We start from the raw sequence: 16943 nt of genomic DNA, 5'->3' as shown, positions 1-16943 counted from the left end.
AATTTAAATATTTAGAGCGGATTTATCACTTATAAAACTAGATTGAGTGGTCTAATTAACGGAACCACATCAATAGATACAACATATCAAGACCCCATTATAAAAAATTATGATCAGCCTTCCAATTGAATTGCAAGCCATTAAAAATATTTCAGTATTTATATAACTCAGTATTTAAAAAATTTATCGTCCTTATTTTGAGTTTTCAGCACTTTATATTCCGGTCTTTATTTTATAAAAAGTAACCATCAGCACTAACTTGTAGATAGATGCTGATTTAAACACCATGCTCTTAGCTAAATAGCAGTTAATTAAGCTGCTTAAGGGTTTTCAGTTTGTATCTGTGCAATTGAAAGTGTTAAATTTATTCAAACTTTTGCTCTTTTGGATTCGGTCATGCAAGCGATTATTCTCGACACAGAAACCCATACGTTAAATGGACAACCCATTGAGATTGCCTATGCACCTGTTCAAATTGATGCAGGAAAGCTAAGCTTAGATAAAACACAGATTTTTGATCAACTGTATAGTGTCGACGAACCCATTTCGTTTGCAGCAATGGCGGTGCATCATATTTTAGAATCAGAGTTGGTCGATCAGCCGCACTATACCAGCTTTAAACTACCGCCTGAAACGGTGTATATGATTGGGCACAATATTGATTACGATATTCGTGCTATTGAAAAATGCGGCGTCGATACCTCTCACATTAAAGCCATTTGTACGCTGGCTTTGGCACGTTTAGTTTGGCCGGATGCAGAAGCACACAATATTTCTGCACTTATTTATATGATCACCAACGGCAGTGACAAAGCACGCAGCATGATTAAAAAAGCCCATCGTGCAGATATGGATATTATTTTAACTGCCAATATTTTAATGCATGAAATCCATCATCTCAAAATTCAAACGCTGGAAGAATTGTATCAAGCCTCAGAAGATGCCCGTATTCCGCGCACTATTAATTTTGGTAAACATCGTGGTACGGCTATATCTGCGTTACCAGCAGACTATATGCAGTGGTTACTGCGTCAAGAAGACTTAGACCCTTACCTACGTAAAGCCATTGAAACTGCGACGTTGGCTAAAATATAGCTTTAAATGGCGAATAATATTTCTGGCAGCTGTCCTAATAAGTTTTTAGCGGCAGCTATAAGCTGAAGATATTAAGATTTTTAAGTACGATCAAATCCATTCAGCAATAAGCTAAATATTAAACTTGACGCATTTAGGCAGACTATTTAATAAATTTTTTAAAGCAGAATAAGAAAGCCCGCATCTCTGCGGGCTTTTATGTTGGAAGGCTAGTGCTGATTTATTGTTTCTACCTAAAGGTTGAAAACTCAACGAGCTGTCATTTATCCGTCCAACTACTATGTAGCGTCTTCACGACCTACTGTAGGTCTAATATAGATCTGAAAATAATCTTAAGCAAGTCTGCTCAACATTTATCCACATTATTCAAATAAAACTCTCATTGAATTAATTTTGAACTGTGAATTTTATATAATAAAATATTAAAAATGGTGCGCTCAGCGGGACTCGAACCCACGCCACAGGCTTCGGAGACCTGTACTCTATCCAGTTGAGCTATGAGCGCGCGCTGCACATCATAACAAAAAAAATCAAAAGGTAAAGCAACTATCTAGAATTCATCATTTTTCATGTTCATACTTTATACAAACCTACGCAAGCACCCTATACAATCCCGCCTTATTCACTTGGTTTATTGCTCAACTTCACTCACAATACGCTTACTATTCACCATGTGAGAATTTCATGACTGATGCTCTGACCTTGAGAGACCTATCTAAAACGTATCGAAATGGTTTTCAAGCACTAAAAGGGGTGAACTTGAGTGTGCCTGAAGGTGAGTTTTACGCTCTTCTTGGGCCGAACGGCGCAGGTAAATCAACCACCATCAGTATCATTAGTTCACTCACAAAAAAAAGCTCGGGCACGGTCGAGATTTTTGGCCATAATTTGGATACCCATCCATCTGCCGCCAAACAATGTTTAGGAATTGTGCCGCAAGAATTTAACTTTGGACAGTTTGAAAAAACTTTTGATATTTTAGTGACCCAAGCCGGTTATTACGGTATTCCGAAAAAAATTGCCCAACAACGTGCTGAAGAATATTTAGAAAAACTGGGATTATGGGATAAGCGTGCCGTTCAAGCGCGTATGTTATCAGGTGGCATGAAACGCCGCTTAATGATTGCACGCGCCATGATGCATCAACCTAAACTGCTTATTTTAGATGAACCCACCGCAGGTGTAGATATTGAACTACGCCGCTCGATGTGGGACTTCTTGACCGAGATGAACGAACAAGGCACCTCGATCATTTTGACCACTCATTATTTAGAAGAAGCTGAAATGTTGTGCCGTCGAATTGCCATTATTGATCGCGGTGTGATTAAAGAAGACACCAGCATGAAGTTATTTTTAAATCAAATGAGTGAGCAGTCTTTTATTTTTGATTTAATAACCCCCATTCAAGCACCGCATATTGAAATTATTGGCGTCCGTTTTAATTTAATCGACCCTGTGACCCTAGAAGTAACCATGGGCAAAGATTATAGTTTAAATCAGCTGTTTCAACTTTTAGAAGCACAAGACATTCAAGTACACAGTATGCGCAATAAATCGAATCGTCTTGAAGAGTTGTTTGTAAAATTGGTTGAGAAAAATCTTGAAGGAGCGGCGCAATGAACTTTACTCAATTAAGTGTTGCGCTGTATACCTTGGTGCATAAAGAAATCCGCCGTTTTATGCGGATTTGGCCCCAAACCTTATTACCACCAGCCATTACCATGAGTCTGTACTTCGTAATTTTTGGTAATTTGGTCGGTTCACGAATTGGGCAAATGGGTGGCTTTAGCTATATGCAGTTTATTGTGCCCGGTCTGATTATGATGGCGGTGATTACCAACAGCTACTCCAATGTCTCCTCCAGTTTCTTTAGTGCAAAATTTCAAAAAAGCATTGAAGAGTTGATTATGAGCCCCGTTCCATTGCACATGATTCTGTGGGGTTATGTGATTGGCGGTATCTGCCGTGGTGTGTTGGTGGGTATTATCGTTACCGCGATGAGTATGTTCTTTACCGATCTGTATATTACCAATTGGTTTGTGACAATTTATACCGTCTTGGTGACCTCGTTATTATTCTCACTCGGTGGACTCATCAATGCGGTATATGCCAAATCATTCGATGATATTTCAATTATTCCCACTTTTGTATTAACTCCCCTGACCTATTTAGGCGGAGTCTTTTATGCCATTAGTGCATTAAGTCCTTTTTGGCAAAATCTCTCTTTAATTAATCCGATTGTATATATGGTCAATGCTTTTCGTTTCGGCATTTTAGGGCATAGTGATGTTAATGTTTCACTGTCATTAAGTATCATTACGCTCTGTTGCGTTGCGCTTTATGGTATTGCCTACTATTTACTTTCTCGTGGCTCAGGAATGCGTGAATAATGAGTGTAGAACTATCCTTATTAGGTCAAGACACCAATTACCCAACAGAATATCAACCGGATATTTTATTTCCCATTGCACGTGCGCCTGCGCGTCAAAATTATGCGCATGTTGAGGGTATTCAACAAGGGCTTGATTGGTGGCATATCTTTGAAATTTCTTGGTTAAATGCTGCAAGTGTTCCACAAGTGGCCATTGGCCGTATGACCTTACCTGCATCCTCTAAAAACCTGATCGAATCAAAATCGCTAAAGCTGTACTTTAATAGTCTGAACTTTACGCAATTTGACTCCAAAGAAGCTTTTATTGCGACCGTTGAAAAAGATTTATCCATAGCCGCAACTGCACCGGTAACGCTACAGTTGTTTGATGCTGATGATTTAGCGATTTCTAAACCTGAGGGATTATGTATTGATGATTTAAGTCCAACACGCTTAGAGCGCCATCCAGATGCCAGTTTATTAAAATTAGATACAGAACTTGCCGAAGAAGGTGAAATTCAACTGTATTCTCACTTACTGCGCAGCAATTGCCCTGTCACGGGTCAACCCGATTGGGGCACAGTTTTTATTCGTTATCAGGGCAAAAAACCTTGTTATCGCAGTATTTTAGCTTATATTATTTCCTATCGTCAGCATAATGGTTTTCACGAGCAATGCGTGGAGCAGATGTTTGCGGATCTTTGGCAAAATCTGAAACCAGAAAAACTGATGGTATATGCAACCTATACACGTCGGGGTGGATTAGATATTAATCCGTGTCGTGTATCGGATTTAACATGGATGCCTCGCCCCATTCGTTTGGCGCGACAATAAAATGAAGAACATTGAGGTTTTTTAATATGCCATTTTTTGGTTTTATTCCTTCTAAAGAATTACTGAGCACCATTCAAACGGCGCAGCAAAAGAAAAATTCAACCGAACCGCTTTATCCACTGCGGGACAAAACAGCCTTATTAATTAATGAAGAAATTATTGATGCTATTTTGACCGAATTGGTACGTCGTTTTCCTGTCAGCGATAAACGGGATAGTGCAGAAAAACTGGCGGGCTATATCAAGTCAACCGTGGCGGTATTACTGAAACAGTTGATGAGCAAATCGTCGAATGATGTGGTACAACAATCGATTGAATTTTCTGAAAAAAGTCTATTTAAGGATGCAGAAGGCAACTTTCGTGTGGGCGAAGCATTAGATGCAAGTTTAGTGACCAATCTTAAGCATAGTTTTGCTGAAATTAAAGCCGGCAATGAGGTGAACAAAGCTGCTTTAACTGAATACTATAAACAGTTTTCAGAAGCCACCGTGCGGCATTTTATGAATGACTTTAATAAAACCCTCGATTTGGGCATGATTAAACGTAAAGCGGCTGATATCGGTTCTGCAACCGTGATTAAAGCGGTGCATATTGCTGCAAATAAAATTATTCCGCATTTAAGTAAAGATGAATTAAGGGTCATGGCAGAATATCACGACACGTTATTTCATTATTGATCTGATCTTAAATGAGTTTACCGTCCTAAAAGCCCAGCAATTGCTGGGCTTTTTCTTGCAATATCCGGATATAGATTGTCTAAAGATTGGTTTATGTTAGCATCGCCTGTGTATTGATCTATTCTTAAAATATCGCATGTCATCTCCTCCGCAGTATAAATTTCTTAGACACGCGCCACGTGATGGCTTAAGCACCCGTATGCTGCCATCAAAATGGCAACGTTTACACATCGACCCATGGTTAAGCCTGTTTATCTTTTTAAATGGCTTACTCGGACTAACAGCACTTTATAGCGCTTCTGCACAAGATCTTGATTTGGTCTATAAACAAGCCATGAGTTTTGGTATTGGTTTCTTGCTGATGTTTTTTATTGCGCAAATTCCGCCCAAAGTGTTTCAAGCCTTTTCGCCCATTTTTTATCTGTTTAGCCTGTTCACTTTAATTGTAGTGATGCTGTTTGGGGATGCACACATGGGCGCACAACGTTGGATTGATATTCCAAGCGTAGGCAGTATTCAACCCAGTGAATTTATGAAAATTGCCATGCCGATGATGATCGCTTGGTATTTAGCGCGGCATCCACTGCCGCCTTCTGCATTGCGAATTTTCAGTAGCCTGATTTTAATTGCCATTCCACTGTTGATGATTGCCAAACAGCCAGACTTAGGTACAGCTGCCGTGGTACTGGCCAGTGGCATCTTTGTACTGTTTTTAAGTGGTTTGTCGTGGTGGCTCATTGGCAGTGCGCTCGCGGCCTGTGCTTTAGCTGGGCCTGTACTTTGGCAATTTGTCTTACATGACTATCAAAAACAGCGCGTGATGACTTTATTTAATCCCGAAGCAGATGCCTTAGGTGCAGGATGGAATATTATTCAATCCAAAACTGCCATTGGCTCGGGTGGATTTTCCGGTAAAGGTTTTTTAAACGGCACTCAGTCTCATCTACACTTTTTACCCGAAGGTCATACCGATTTTATTATTGCGGCCTATTCTGAAGAATTTGGCTTTATTGGTTTATTGATTTTAATTGTTTTATATTTTGCTATTATTTTTAGAACACTTCACATCGGGTTAAGTTGTTTTCACAACTATGGTCGCTTGCTTGCAGGCGGCTTAGGTTTGTCGTTTTTTGTATATGTATTTGTTAACGCTGGGATGGTCAGTGGTATCTTACCGGTGACAGGTATTCCGCTACCCTTTATGAGCTATGGCGGTACGGCAATTATTACTTTAATGGCGGCTTTTGGCGTTGTGATGTCGATTCATACCCACAGATAATATTTTTGGAACTTTGAGCAATATGTTAAATACCCACGTTTATAACAAAATTAAGCGTCTTCCGTTACTGCTGGCTACGTTATCCATTACCAGTTTCTGCCAAGCCAATGATTTTTATACTCATCCGAGCTATAACAGCTTTAAACAAAAAACCATGCAGAATTATAATCTAACTGCTGAACAAATTGATTGGGCTATGAATGGCTCAAAGAATCTACCCAACATTATTAACATTATGAACCGTCCGGGTGAAAGTAAGCCATGGTATGAATATAAAACCAATTTCATGGCGGAAGGCACTATTCAACGGGGTATTCGTTTTAAAAATCAATATGCAGACACGTTAAATCGCGCTGAACAGCAGTTTGGTGTACCTCAAGCCATCATTTTGGGTATTTTAGGCGTAGAAACTGGTTTTGGTGCCAATAAAGGTAATTTTGTCACGCGTGATGCCTTGGCCAGTTTAGGTTTTGGCTATGAACGTCGCGCACAATATTTCCAAGATGAACTCTCCGCTTTAATTGCTTGGTCCTATAAAGATGGCGTGCCCACCAATTCTGTAGTCGGCTCTTATGCTGGCGCAATTGGCTATCCACAATTTATGCCAAGTAACATTCCAAAACTAGGAGTTGATTATGACGGCAATGGTCATATTGACCTTCGCAATTCTGCAGTCGATGCCATTGGTTCAATCGCAAATTATCTCGCACAGTATGGTTGGCAACGTAATCAACCTATCGGCTTTGCTGCACGTTATAACGGCAATACACCGGATGCTATTATTGCCAAAGATTTAGAGCAACCAACTCCGTATGGAGCACTGAAAAATCAAGGTATTAGCCCAATTAATCCGTTGGTTAAAATTGATGACTTAGACATGGTCAATGTCATTCAATTGCAAGAAAGTTATGGCCCGATTTACTACATTACCTATCCTAATTTTCAGGTCATTACCACCTATAACAAAAGTCGCATGTATGCCACTGCAGTGTGGCAATTGGGTACAGAAATTGCCAACCGTTAACATTTGAATTTACTCAACGCAAACAAAGTCAAGCTTTTTTTGCGACCTGATGCACATAAATAGAGCTATTAAAACACCTTGTTACAATATTGATTAATATTTGATCAAGCAATGTTCTATTTATGTCCTTTTTGTAATTATTTTAAGTAAAAACTAGACAGCTTTAGTGTGGCATGAATATTATCCATTTCGTCAAATGTAGTTGCAAAAAAGAATTAACAGACCCGATTGCTTATATTTCAATAAGTTAGGTGAAATTAAGTCAACAGTCTTTAGGAGTTTAATAATGCAGTCCACGCTTAAGTATGTTTTAGCTTTAACCACCGCCTTTGCTTTGAGCCAATCTCAAGCAGAAATGGTGCAATCATCATTTAACACCGATAGCGATAACTCTCGTTTAGCGGCACGTGTCATCAATAAAGACGCACAAAAGTTTAATTCACACTTTTCAAATTTAAACAGCCTTTCAATCACTGAGCGTTCTGGCGATAAAATCCGTCGTCAAACGATTGCAGCAAAAATTGAAATCCCTGAAGATGAGCCTTCAGTGATTGAAAAGTTAAACACCGTCGCATCTAACACTGTGCGCAAATTTAGCCAAACTGGTGCAGCTTCTTGGTATGGTCGTCAATTTCATGGCCGTAAAACAGCCAGTGGCGAAACATTCGATATGAATGGCTTAACCGCAGCACATCGCAGCTTACCGCTGAATTGCTATATCCGCGTAACCAACAAAACCAATGGTCAAAGTGTTGTGGTAAAAGTCAACGATCGTGGTCCATTCCATGGTAATCGTGTGTTAGATTTATCTTACGGTGCAGCGAAGCAATTGGGTATTACCAATGCCGGCACGGCCAAAGTAAATATTGAACGTGTAGATGGTCCAAATTCATAAGCTCAGCAACGACTTCTAATATATTTGACGTAAAAAGCCACTTGATGTGGCTTTTTTAATCGCTGAATAAACCTTTGTTTTAAATCTGTGCGTGATATGTTAATAATATAGTCTATAAATAATAATAATAAGTATTGAGGATGAATATTATGTCAGATACGCAACAGCCTACGCGCTCAAGATTACTCTTTAAGGGATTGGCCCTCTCCTTACCGCTGACCCTCCTCAGTGCATGTACGCACTTCAGCAGCACACAACCTTCCTCTGTAGCACAAAACAACCAAAGCTTATTGGTTTATGGTGGTCCCATTTTAACCATGCAAGGCATGCAACCCACTTACGTTGAAGCGCTATTGATTCAGCAAGGTCGTATTCGCTTTAGTGGAGACCTTGCACAGGCACGCAAAATCTCTCCTCACGCACAAAGCATCAACTTACAAAAGCGTACCGTCATTCCGGGCATTATTGATGCGCACAGCCACGTCAGTGCTGTTGGCCTGCAACAAACCGTGGCCAACTTATATGCCCCACCCGATGGAACCGTCACTGACATCCCTTCCCTGATTATGAATATAAAAAATTGGCAAAAGAATAATCCAGAATTTATTCAAGCCACCTCGGGCTGGATTATGGGCAATGGCTATGATGATGGACAATTAAAAGAAAAACGCCATCCGACCGCAACCGAATTGGATCAAATCTCTAAAGATCAACCGGTATTAATTTTACATCAGTCTGGACACTTGGCGGTGGCCAACCACAAAGCCTTAGAGCTTTTAAACATTGATGCCAATACGCCTAACCCTGAAGGCGGTGTAATTCGACGCGTCAAAAATTCGAAGCAGCCCAACGGTGTATTGGAAGAAAGCGTCGTTTTTATGGCTATGATGCAGGCATTTAAAACTGTGCCACCAGACATGATGGAGAAAATGGCCCTTAAAGCAATTGATACCTACGTAGAAAATGGCTACACCACCGTACAAGAAGGTCGTGCAGATGCAGGCACCACCGAATTATGGCGCAGTCTAGGTCAACAAGGAAAATTACACATCGATTTGGTGTCTTATCCAGACCTGATGAATGAGCAAGCCTATATGCTTAAGCATGGCACCAGTCGAATGTATGATCACCATTTTCGTGTGGGCGGGGTAAAAATTAGTTTAGATGGCTCACCTCAAGGGAAAACTGCGTGGCTAACCAAACCCTACTTGATTCCACCTGAAGGTAAACCTAAAACTTATGCCGGTTATCCGGCTTACCCTAAAAATAAAACAGTACAAGATGCGATTAATTTAGCCTTTGAACATCAATGGCAGATTTTAGCGCATGCCAATGGCGATGCCGCAATTGATCAATATCTCAATACCATTCAAAAAGCCACAGGCCAGTATCCAACGCTTGATCGGCGGAATGTGATTATTCATGCACAAACCATACGTGAAGACCAATTAGATAAAGCCAAGTCTCTGCATCTTATCCCCTCTTTCTTCTCTGTTCATACCTATTATTGGGGTGACTGGCATCGACTTGAAACACTCGGCCCTAAACGAGCAAGTCAGATTTCACCTACCGGCTCGGCACTACGTAAAGGTATAATATTTACCGAGCATCACGATGCACCGGTTATTCCACCACGCAGCATGATGGTTTTAGACAGCACGGTTAATCGAGTGACGCGTAGCGGTGTGACTTTGGGCGAGGATCAAAAGGTCAGCCCATATATTGCGCTAAAATCTATTACCGATTGGGCGGCTTATCAGTATTTTGAAGAAAATAACAAAGGCACATTAACAGGAGGTAAATTGGCAGACTTCGTGATTTTAAGCGACAATCCGCTCACCGTACCAAGTCGCAGCATTAAAGATATTCAAATATTGGCGACCTACAAAGAAGGACAACAAATTTATCAACACTCCAGCCTAAACCCACAGCCGATGAAACACCCTAATTAACATTATAAATTCTGACTGCTGAACCTCTCGCGATAGCTAACTTCACTTAAGTGAACGATCGCGAGACCTATATTTTTAAACAGGCTATATGCTTGAAAATCGATAGATACAATCGAATGGATTAACAGATAACAAGGAACAAGTTATGAAAACAATTCAACAATGGTTAGATGAATACAGTGACAGTCATCAAAACTCGACCAACAAAAGCATTCATTGGGTGTGTGTACCGGCCATCCTTTTTTCAATTATTGGCTTATTGGCACATTTTAGTGCGTTATTAACGGCTTTATTGGTCATTATGAGTCTGGTTTTTTATGCGCGGTTAGATTTGGTTTTGGCTGTGGCCATGGCTGCACTTGTGGTGGTGATGGCGTGGCTTATTTTTATCTTACCGGTAGGTGTGGGATTTTATATCGGACTGTTCATTCTGGCTTGGATTGGTCAATTTTATGGCCACAAAGTGGAAGGTAAAAAGCCTTCATTCTTTAAAGACCTGCAATTCCTCCTCATTGGCCCACTATGGTGCATGGATGCCTATTTAGGTAAAGTGATACCAAAATGGAAAACACGCCAAAAACTGGCTTTTTAGCATGATTCTGAGTGAACTCACTATTTAAGCTGTTTTGAGTTCACTGTCTTTTTGTTTAAATGGCTCTAAAGTGAATAAGAACCCCGCAAAACAAGGCACAAATTCAGTAAAATTTCCTAAGTCTAATCTAGCAAAATATAAATCAAATAAAGGCTTAAATCAGCCCTAATAACGAACCAGCAAATAACTCATGCCCTACGATTTTAATTAACCAATCGTTTGAATAGCAAATTCAGTCAAGCACCGCTGATTCAGGCCTCTTTTAAATACAGTATTACTTTTATTTTAACTACTGATAAATTTGTCCATTATATTTCAACCAACCATCGACATGCTTCTTTTGCGGATCATGATGCGTCCAATGAATCACGCCACCTTGCGGGCTATACTCATATTCCCCATAAAATTCAACAGTGTCACCTTGTTTTAAGTTCTGTAAGCGTGCTGATAAATCAATGTTATGAGCAACCAGAACCGTCTGCTGTGTACTTAATTTGAGAATAAATTTTTGATGCGCCGAACCTTGCTGATCATCGGGCAGAACCGCTTGAACCTGTCCTGCTGAGTGAACTTGCAAATCACTGATGCGCTGCTGAAAGGCTTTTTGTATTTTGATGTCATCCGCATGCATTTTTAAATTGGACAATTGCAGATCGACGTAAGGTTCAGCATGTTTGGCTTGCGTTGAAACCTCAACATAGGGCTTTGAATGAGCAATAAACGGCTGCGGAAAGCGCGCTTGTTGCTTAAAATCAATTGCAAAATAAGCAGCAATCAATATGCCAATCACGGTTACCATCGCGATATTGGTTTTATTTGCCATTTTATAATTTCCCCACTCTTATTCTTCATTAAAAAAGCCCCTTATCGGGGCTTCTTTTACAGAATATTTTTACTGAACGTAAAAATTATTTTGCAGCAGCCTGAGCAGCAGCAACTTCTTCAGCGAAGCTCATTTCTGCTTTTTTCTCAATGCCTTCGCCTACTTCAAAGCGAACGAATTCAACAATATTGGTTGCAGTTGCTTTCAATACGTCAGCAACTTTTTTATCATTATCCATCACGTACATTTGACGATCAAGAGCAACTTCATTCAAGTATTTTTCAACTGAACCAGTGACCATTTTTTCAACAATATTGGCAGGTTTACCTGATTCTAATGCTTTCGCTTCAGCAATTTCTTTTTCTTTAGCGATAAGATCAGCAGATACGCCTTCAGCATTTACAGCCACTGGATTAAACGCAGCAACGTGCATTGCTACACCTTTACCAGTTGCAACATCACCTGTGTAAGATACCACTACACCAATTTTCAAACCATGTTTGTAAATTGCAAGGTTTTCACCTTCAATGATTTTTGCACGGCGCACTTGGATGTTTTCACCAATTTTTTGAACCAATGCAATACGCGCTTCTTCAACAGTTGAACCATCAGCAAGTTTAAGTTCAACAATTTTAGCAGCATCAGTTTCGTTTGCAGCAAGTGCAGCAGCAGCAACTTGAGCTGAGAAACCAGCGAAGTTGTCATCTTTAGCCACGAAGTCAGTTTGGCAGTTTACTTCAAGTAAAATTGCTTTGTTACCTTCTTGGGCAATTGTGATCGCGCCATCAGCAGCAATGTTACCGGCTTTTTTAGCGGCTTTTGCTTGACCTGATTTACGAAGATTATCAATTGCTAATTCAACATCACCATTAGATTCAATTAAAGCTTTTTTGCATTCCATCATTGCAAGACCAGTACGGTCACGTAATTCTTTTACCATGCTGGCAGTAACTGCAGTCATGTTGTTCTCCTAAATACGGTAGAAAAATGAATCTGTTCAACAAAAACGGCCCAAAGGGTTCTCTGGGCCGTTCTGCTTTTTTGACGCTTATTTGCCAGTATTACATAGCAAAAAATGACAAATCTGCGTCAAAATGCATTAAGCCTCTGGAGCTTCTTTAGCAGCTTCTTCAACTTTAACCTGAGCGTTTGCTTGGGTTTGAGCGTACTCTTTACCCGCAAGGATCGCATCAGCCATCGCAGAAGCATAAAGTGTAACCGCACGGATTGCATCGTCATTACCCGGAATAACGTAGTCTACGTTGTCTGGGTTAGAGTTTGTATCAACGATACCGATTACAGGAATACCAAGGTTTTTAGCTTCTTTAATCGCGATTGATTCATGATCAACGTCAATTACGAATAATGCGTCAGGTAAACCACCCATGTTTTTAACGCCGCCTAAACCACGTTCAAGTTTATCCATCTCACGGGTACGCTCTAAAGCTTCACGTTTAGTAAGCTTAAGGAAAGTACCGTCTTGAGCTTGAGTTTGAAGATCTTTTAGACGATTGATCGATTGACGAAGCGTTTTCCAGTTCGTCAACATACCACCTAACCAGCGATGATCAACATACGGCTGACCCGCACGTTGCGCTTGTTCACGGATGATGTTAGATGCAGCACGTTTAGTACCAACAAACAATACTTTGTTCTTTTTGCTAGCAAGATTGTTAACAAAGTTCAAGGCATCATTTAACGCAGGCACAGTGTGCTCAAGGTTAATGATGTGAATTTTGTTACGCGCACCAAAGATGTATTCACGCATCTTTGGATTCCAGAAACGAGTTTGGTGACCAAAGTGTGCGCCTGCTTGAAGAAGGTCGCGCATGCTTACGTTGTAATCTGCCATTTTCTTTACCTTAAAGTTTGGGTTAGGCCTCCATATATCCGCATTCTCCACCCAGAGGGCACCCAGAGAAATGTGTCGATATATGTGCGGATTTTGTTGCCCCATCCAACAAAGCCCGTGAAATTTATTCACGAAAAAGCATTTGATAAAATGGGCGGCTATTTATACCATAGGTACACACAAATTTCCAAAAGTTTTTAGAGATCATGAACAGTACTTACCAAGCGCCGCGTCGACTCATTAAAACCGCCGATGAAATTGAAAAAATGCGCGTGGCGGGACGACTGGCGGCTGAAGTTTTGGATATGATCAAACCGTATATCAAGCCGGGTGTCACAACCTTAGCGCTAGATACGATTTGTCACGACTATATTGTCAATACACAAGATGCCATTCCTGCCTGTTTAGGCTATGGCGCAGCCCCAGGCCGTGCCGCTTTTCAGCATGTTATTTGCACTTCAGTAAATCATGTGGTGTGCCACGGCATTCCATCTGACAGCAAAGTTTTGAAAAAAGGTGATATTTTAAATATTGATGTGACGGTCATTAAAGATGGTTATCACGGCGACACCAACATGATGTATGTGGTCGGCGGTGAAACTTCAATTTTAGCCAATCGTCTTTGTACCGTAGCACAAGAAGCCATGTACCGCGGTATACAGACTGTAAAACCGGGTTCAACCATTGGTGATATTGGCCACGCCATTCAGCAATATGTTGAATCAGAACGCTTCTCTGTGGTTCGTGAATATTGTGGTCATGGCATTGGCACCGTGTTTCATGATGAGCCGCAAGTGCTGCATTATGGTCAACCCGACAGCGGCATGGTGCTTGAAGAAGGCATGACTTTCACCATTGAACCGATGGTCAATGCCGGTGTTTGGCAAACCAAATTACTGGGCGACAAATGGACAGTGGTGACCAAAGATCATAAGCTTTCTGCACAATATGAACATACTCTTTTAGTGACCAAAACTGGTGTAGAAGTTCTGACCGCACGTCCTGAAGAAGATTTATCTCGCTTCATCAGCTAAGTCAGTTGATTCTATTCATCCACATGGCTGCCAATTAACGGCGGCCATTTTTCAATCTCTTTGCATAACAAGACAAACCCTACAAATAAAAAATATTATTAATTTTTAATTTACTCATCCACGTTAAAGACTTAAGTACAGTTTAAGCTCATTTATTTACCTCAAAAATAGTGCATGTATGGAAATATAGGCGTATATTTTTTTACACATCACTTTCCCCTTAAGCCCCTTTCTTGTATTTTTTAGGCTAAGATAGTGTGCTTTTTTGTTTTTTAATCCCCATAAAGAAGGAATACTGCCGTGGACGTACGTCTCTCTGATCGTGTTAATGCCATCAAACCGTCCCCTACACTTGCTGTGACCAATAAAGCTGCTGAACTAAAAGCTGCGGGTAAAAATGTCATTGGCTTAGGTGCAGGCGAACCAGATTTTGATACCCCGCAACACATCAAAGATGCAGCCATTACTGCTATCAATAATGGTTTTACCAAATATACTGCTGTTGACGGCACTCCGGGTCTTAAAAAAGCAATTATTGCTAAATTTAAACGCGACAATAATCTTGACTATGCAGCCAACCAAATTTTGGTGTCGTGTGGTGGTAAACAGTCTTTCTTTAACTTGGCCTTGGCTTTGTTAAACAAAGGTGATGAAGTCATTATTCCTGCACCTTATTGGGTAAGCTATCCAGATATGGTACTGATCGCTGAAGGTATTCCAGTTGTCGTAAAATGTGGTGAAGAACAACGTTTCAAAATCACTCCTGCACAATTAGAAGCTGCGATCACCGATAAAACACGTTTGGTGGTTTTAAACAGCCCATCCAATCCAACAGGCATGATCTACACCAAAGCTGAGCTAGAAGCTTTGGCTGAAGTGCTGCGTAAATATCCTCAAGTGTTGGTAGCATCAGATGATATGTACGAACCAATCCGTTGGGATAATGAGTTCTACAATATCGCTACGGTTGCTCCAGACTTGTATGACCGCGTCATTGTATTGAACGGTGTATCGAAAGCCTATGCTATGACCGGCTGGCGTATTGGGTATGCGGCAGGTCCTGCAAAACTGATTGGCGCGATGAAGAAAATTCAGTCTCAATCAACCTCTAACCCAACCTCCATTTCCCAAGTGGCAGCTGAAGCGGCATTAAATGGCCCACAAGATGTGCTTGAGCCAATGATTGAAGCATTCAAACGCCGTCATGACTTGGTCATGAAAGGCTTAAACGACATCAACGGTATTTCTTGCCTACCTGCTGATGGTGCATTTTATGCCTATGCCAATATTAAACCGTTAATTCGTGCCAAAGGTTTAAAATCTTGCACAGAGTTCTCGGAATGGTTATTGGAAGAAACCGGTGTTGCCGTTGTTCCCGGTGATGCTTTCGGTCTAGGCGGTTTCATGCGTATCTCTTATGCTACTGCTGATGAAGTATTGGTGGATGCACTGGCACGAATCAAAAAAGCCGCGGATTCTATTGACGGCGTAGACGCTGCAATTGCATCAATTGCTGCCGAAAAATAATTCAGCGCTTTAATCCTCCCATTCAGGGGATTAAATTTTTAAAAAACCCGCAACTTTGCGGGTTTTTTAATGGTCTGATTTAAAAGTTAGCCATGCATTATTTTGATGATGTACTCAGTTTATTGTGACCTGCATAAATCACCAGCAAAATACCCAACAACACAATGCCTGCAGAGACCATGATACGCACGCCAATCGCTTCGCCAATAAATAATGAGCCACCTATAATCGCCAAACATGGCACACTCAGCTGTACAACGCTGGCATTGATACGATCGATATGCTGCACAATTGAATACCACAGCACATAGGCACAGCTGGAGGTAAATGCGCCCGAGACGACAGCCAAACCTATACCTTCGGTACTTATATAAGTGTCTTGCTTAAAAATAAAATAGCCAACTACCATTAAAGGCACTGCCAGTAGAAAGTTTCCCAAACTACTTGATAAAGGACTGCTGATGGTCTTGCCTAAAATACTATAAGCCGCCCACGCCAAACCCGACAGCATCATTATGATACAAGATGCAAAATGAGGTGCGCGCGCTCCGGGCACGAGTAAAATCACTATTCCAATAAGTGCAATGAGCAATCCCAGTGCACGGGCTAAGTTTAGTTTCTCACCGTGTAAAACCGCATACACAACCATACTCAGCTGCACGCTACCAAATAACAGCAATGCGCCCACGCCTGCATCAATTTTTATATAGGCATAAGAAAATGCTGCCATATAAACAGCCAAAGCCAACGCACTATAATAGTTCCATTGAATAGCGCACCGCGTACGACTTAGCGACCACAGCAGCAGTAACATTAACGCGCCACTCGACACGCGAATCAGACTAAAACTAAATGGATCAATCTGCTGTTCAGCCAATGCAAAGCGACACAATACCGAATTTGCAGCAAAGGCCAGCATTGCCAAAACTATTTTTAATCGCATTGCCAAACGTCCCTATCCAACAATAAGTTTACATCTGCTTGCGAC

General features: G+C 40.9%; 16 protein-coding genes and 1 tRNA gene. 12 read left to right on the top strand and 5 right to left on the bottom strand.

Annotated features, from left to right (window positions below; genetic code table 11):
- The first annotated feature begins 396 nt into the window (after positions 1-396).
- Positions 397-1095, top strand: coding sequence for a DNA polymerase III subunit epsilon (locus SE27_RS06195; RefSeq protein WP_039621778.1), 699 nt, complete (start codon positions 397-399; stop codon positions 1093-1095).
- A gap of 429 nt (positions 1096-1524) precedes the next feature.
- Here SE27_RS06195 and SE27_RS06190 read toward each other — a convergent pair.
- Positions 1525-1600 (bottom strand) — tRNA-Arg (locus SE27_RS06190).
- A 179-nt stretch (positions 1601-1779) separates the two neighbouring features.
- On the opposite strand from SE27_RS06190, the gene SE27_RS06185 reads away from it, so the two are divergent.
- The 9 genes from SE27_RS06185 to SE27_RS06145 all read left to right on the top strand — a co-directional run bounded on the left by SE27_RS06185 (position 1780) and on the right by SE27_RS06145 (position 10719).
- A complete protein-coding gene (locus tag SE27_RS06185; protein WP_039621775.1) occupies positions 1780-2715 on the top strand; it encodes an ABC transporter ATP-binding protein in 936 nt (311 codons plus the stop codon).
- On the top strand, positions 2712-3485 hold the full coding sequence (locus SE27_RS06180; RefSeq protein ID WP_039621774.1) for an ABC transporter permease: 774 nt from the start codon (positions 2712-2714) through the stop codon (positions 3483-3485). The genes SE27_RS06185 and SE27_RS06180 overlap by 4 nt, the downstream gene beginning before the upstream one ends.
- Positions 3485-4300 carry an NADPH-dependent 7-cyano-7-deazaguanine reductase QueF gene (queF, locus tag SE27_RS06175; RefSeq protein WP_039621772.1) on the top strand — a complete coding sequence of 272 codons (816 nt, stop codon included), beginning with the start codon at positions 3485-3487 and terminating at the stop codon, positions 4298-4300. The genes SE27_RS06180 and queF overlap by 1 nt, the downstream gene beginning before the upstream one ends.
- A gap of 26 nt (positions 4301-4326) precedes the next feature.
- Positions 4327-4977: a hypothetical protein gene (locus tag SE27_RS06170; RefSeq protein WP_039621770.1), complete on the top strand. Its 651-nt coding sequence runs from the start codon at positions 4327-4329 to the stop codon at positions 4975-4977.
- A 136-nt stretch (positions 4978-5113) separates the two neighbouring features.
- Positions 5114-6256: a rod shape-determining protein RodA gene (gene rodA / locus SE27_RS06165; protein WP_039621768.1), complete on the top strand. Its 1143-nt coding sequence runs from the start codon at positions 5114-5116 to the stop codon at positions 6254-6256.
- A 22-nt stretch (positions 6257-6278) separates the two neighbouring features.
- On the top strand, positions 6279-7280 hold the full coding sequence (gene mltB / locus SE27_RS06160; RefSeq protein WP_039621766.1) for a lytic murein transglycosylase B: 1002 nt from the start codon (positions 6279-6281) through the stop codon (positions 7278-7280).
- A gap of 286 nt (positions 7281-7566) precedes the next feature.
- A complete protein-coding gene (locus SE27_RS06155; RefSeq protein ID WP_039621764.1) occupies positions 7567-8175 on the top strand; it encodes a septal ring lytic transglycosylase RlpA family protein in 609 nt (202 codons plus the stop codon).
- A gap of 149 nt (positions 8176-8324) precedes the next feature.
- On the top strand, positions 8325-10127 hold the full coding sequence (locus tag SE27_RS06150; protein WP_052251711.1) for an amidohydrolase: 1803 nt from the start codon (positions 8325-8327) through the stop codon (positions 10125-10127).
- 145 nt (positions 10128-10272) lie between these two features.
- Positions 10273-10719, top strand: coding sequence for an Mpo1 family 2-hydroxy fatty acid dioxygenase (locus tag SE27_RS06145; RefSeq protein WP_039621760.1), 447 nt, complete (start codon positions 10273-10275; stop codon positions 10717-10719).
- A 289-nt stretch (positions 10720-11008) separates the two neighbouring features.
- On the opposite strand, the gene SE27_RS06140 is transcribed toward SE27_RS06145, so the two are convergent.
- The 3 genes from SE27_RS06140 to rpsB form a co-directional block, all read right to left on the bottom strand.
- Positions 11009-11542, bottom strand: coding sequence for a DUF3465 domain-containing protein (locus SE27_RS06140; protein WP_039621758.1), 534 nt, complete (start codon positions 11540-11542; stop codon positions 11009-11011).
- An 85-nt stretch (positions 11543-11627) separates the two neighbouring features.
- On the bottom strand, positions 11628-12503 hold the full coding sequence (gene tsf, locus SE27_RS06135) for a translation elongation factor Ts (protein WP_039621756.1): 876 nt from the start codon (positions 12501-12503) through the stop codon (positions 11628-11630).
- 138 nt (positions 12504-12641) lie between these two features.
- Positions 12642-13394, bottom strand: a complete 753-nt coding sequence (gene rpsB / locus SE27_RS06130; RefSeq protein ID WP_039623849.1) for a 30S ribosomal protein S2 — start codon at positions 13392-13394, stop codon at positions 12642-12644.
- 206 nt (positions 13395-13600) lie between these two features.
- On the opposite strand from rpsB, the gene map reads away from it, so the two are divergent.
- Both map and SE27_RS06120 read left to right on the top strand, forming a co-directional pair.
- Positions 13601-14428, top strand: coding sequence for a type I methionyl aminopeptidase (gene map, locus SE27_RS06125; protein WP_039621754.1), 828 nt, complete (start codon positions 13601-13603; stop codon positions 14426-14428).
- A 300-nt stretch (positions 14429-14728) separates the two neighbouring features.
- On the top strand, positions 14729-15955 hold the full coding sequence (locus SE27_RS06120; RefSeq protein WP_039621752.1) for a pyridoxal phosphate-dependent aminotransferase: 1227 nt from the start codon (positions 14729-14731) through the stop codon (positions 15953-15955).
- 97 nt (positions 15956-16052) lie between these two features.
- Here SE27_RS06120 and SE27_RS06115 read toward each other — a convergent pair whose 3' ends face one another.
- The gene (locus SE27_RS06115; RefSeq protein WP_039621750.1) at positions 16053-16898 is read right to left on the bottom strand and encodes a DMT family transporter; all 846 of its coding nucleotides are present in this window, start codon (positions 16896-16898) and stop codon (positions 16053-16055) included.
- Positions 16899-16943 lie beyond the last annotated feature (45 nt).

The sequence above is a fragment of the Acinetobacter harbinensis genome (genome assembly GCF_000816495.1).
Taxonomy (GTDB): domain Bacteria; phylum Pseudomonadota; class Gammaproteobacteria; order Pseudomonadales; family Moraxellaceae; genus Acinetobacter; species Acinetobacter harbinensis.
This window is presented reverse-complemented; position numbering and strand designations above follow the sequence as displayed.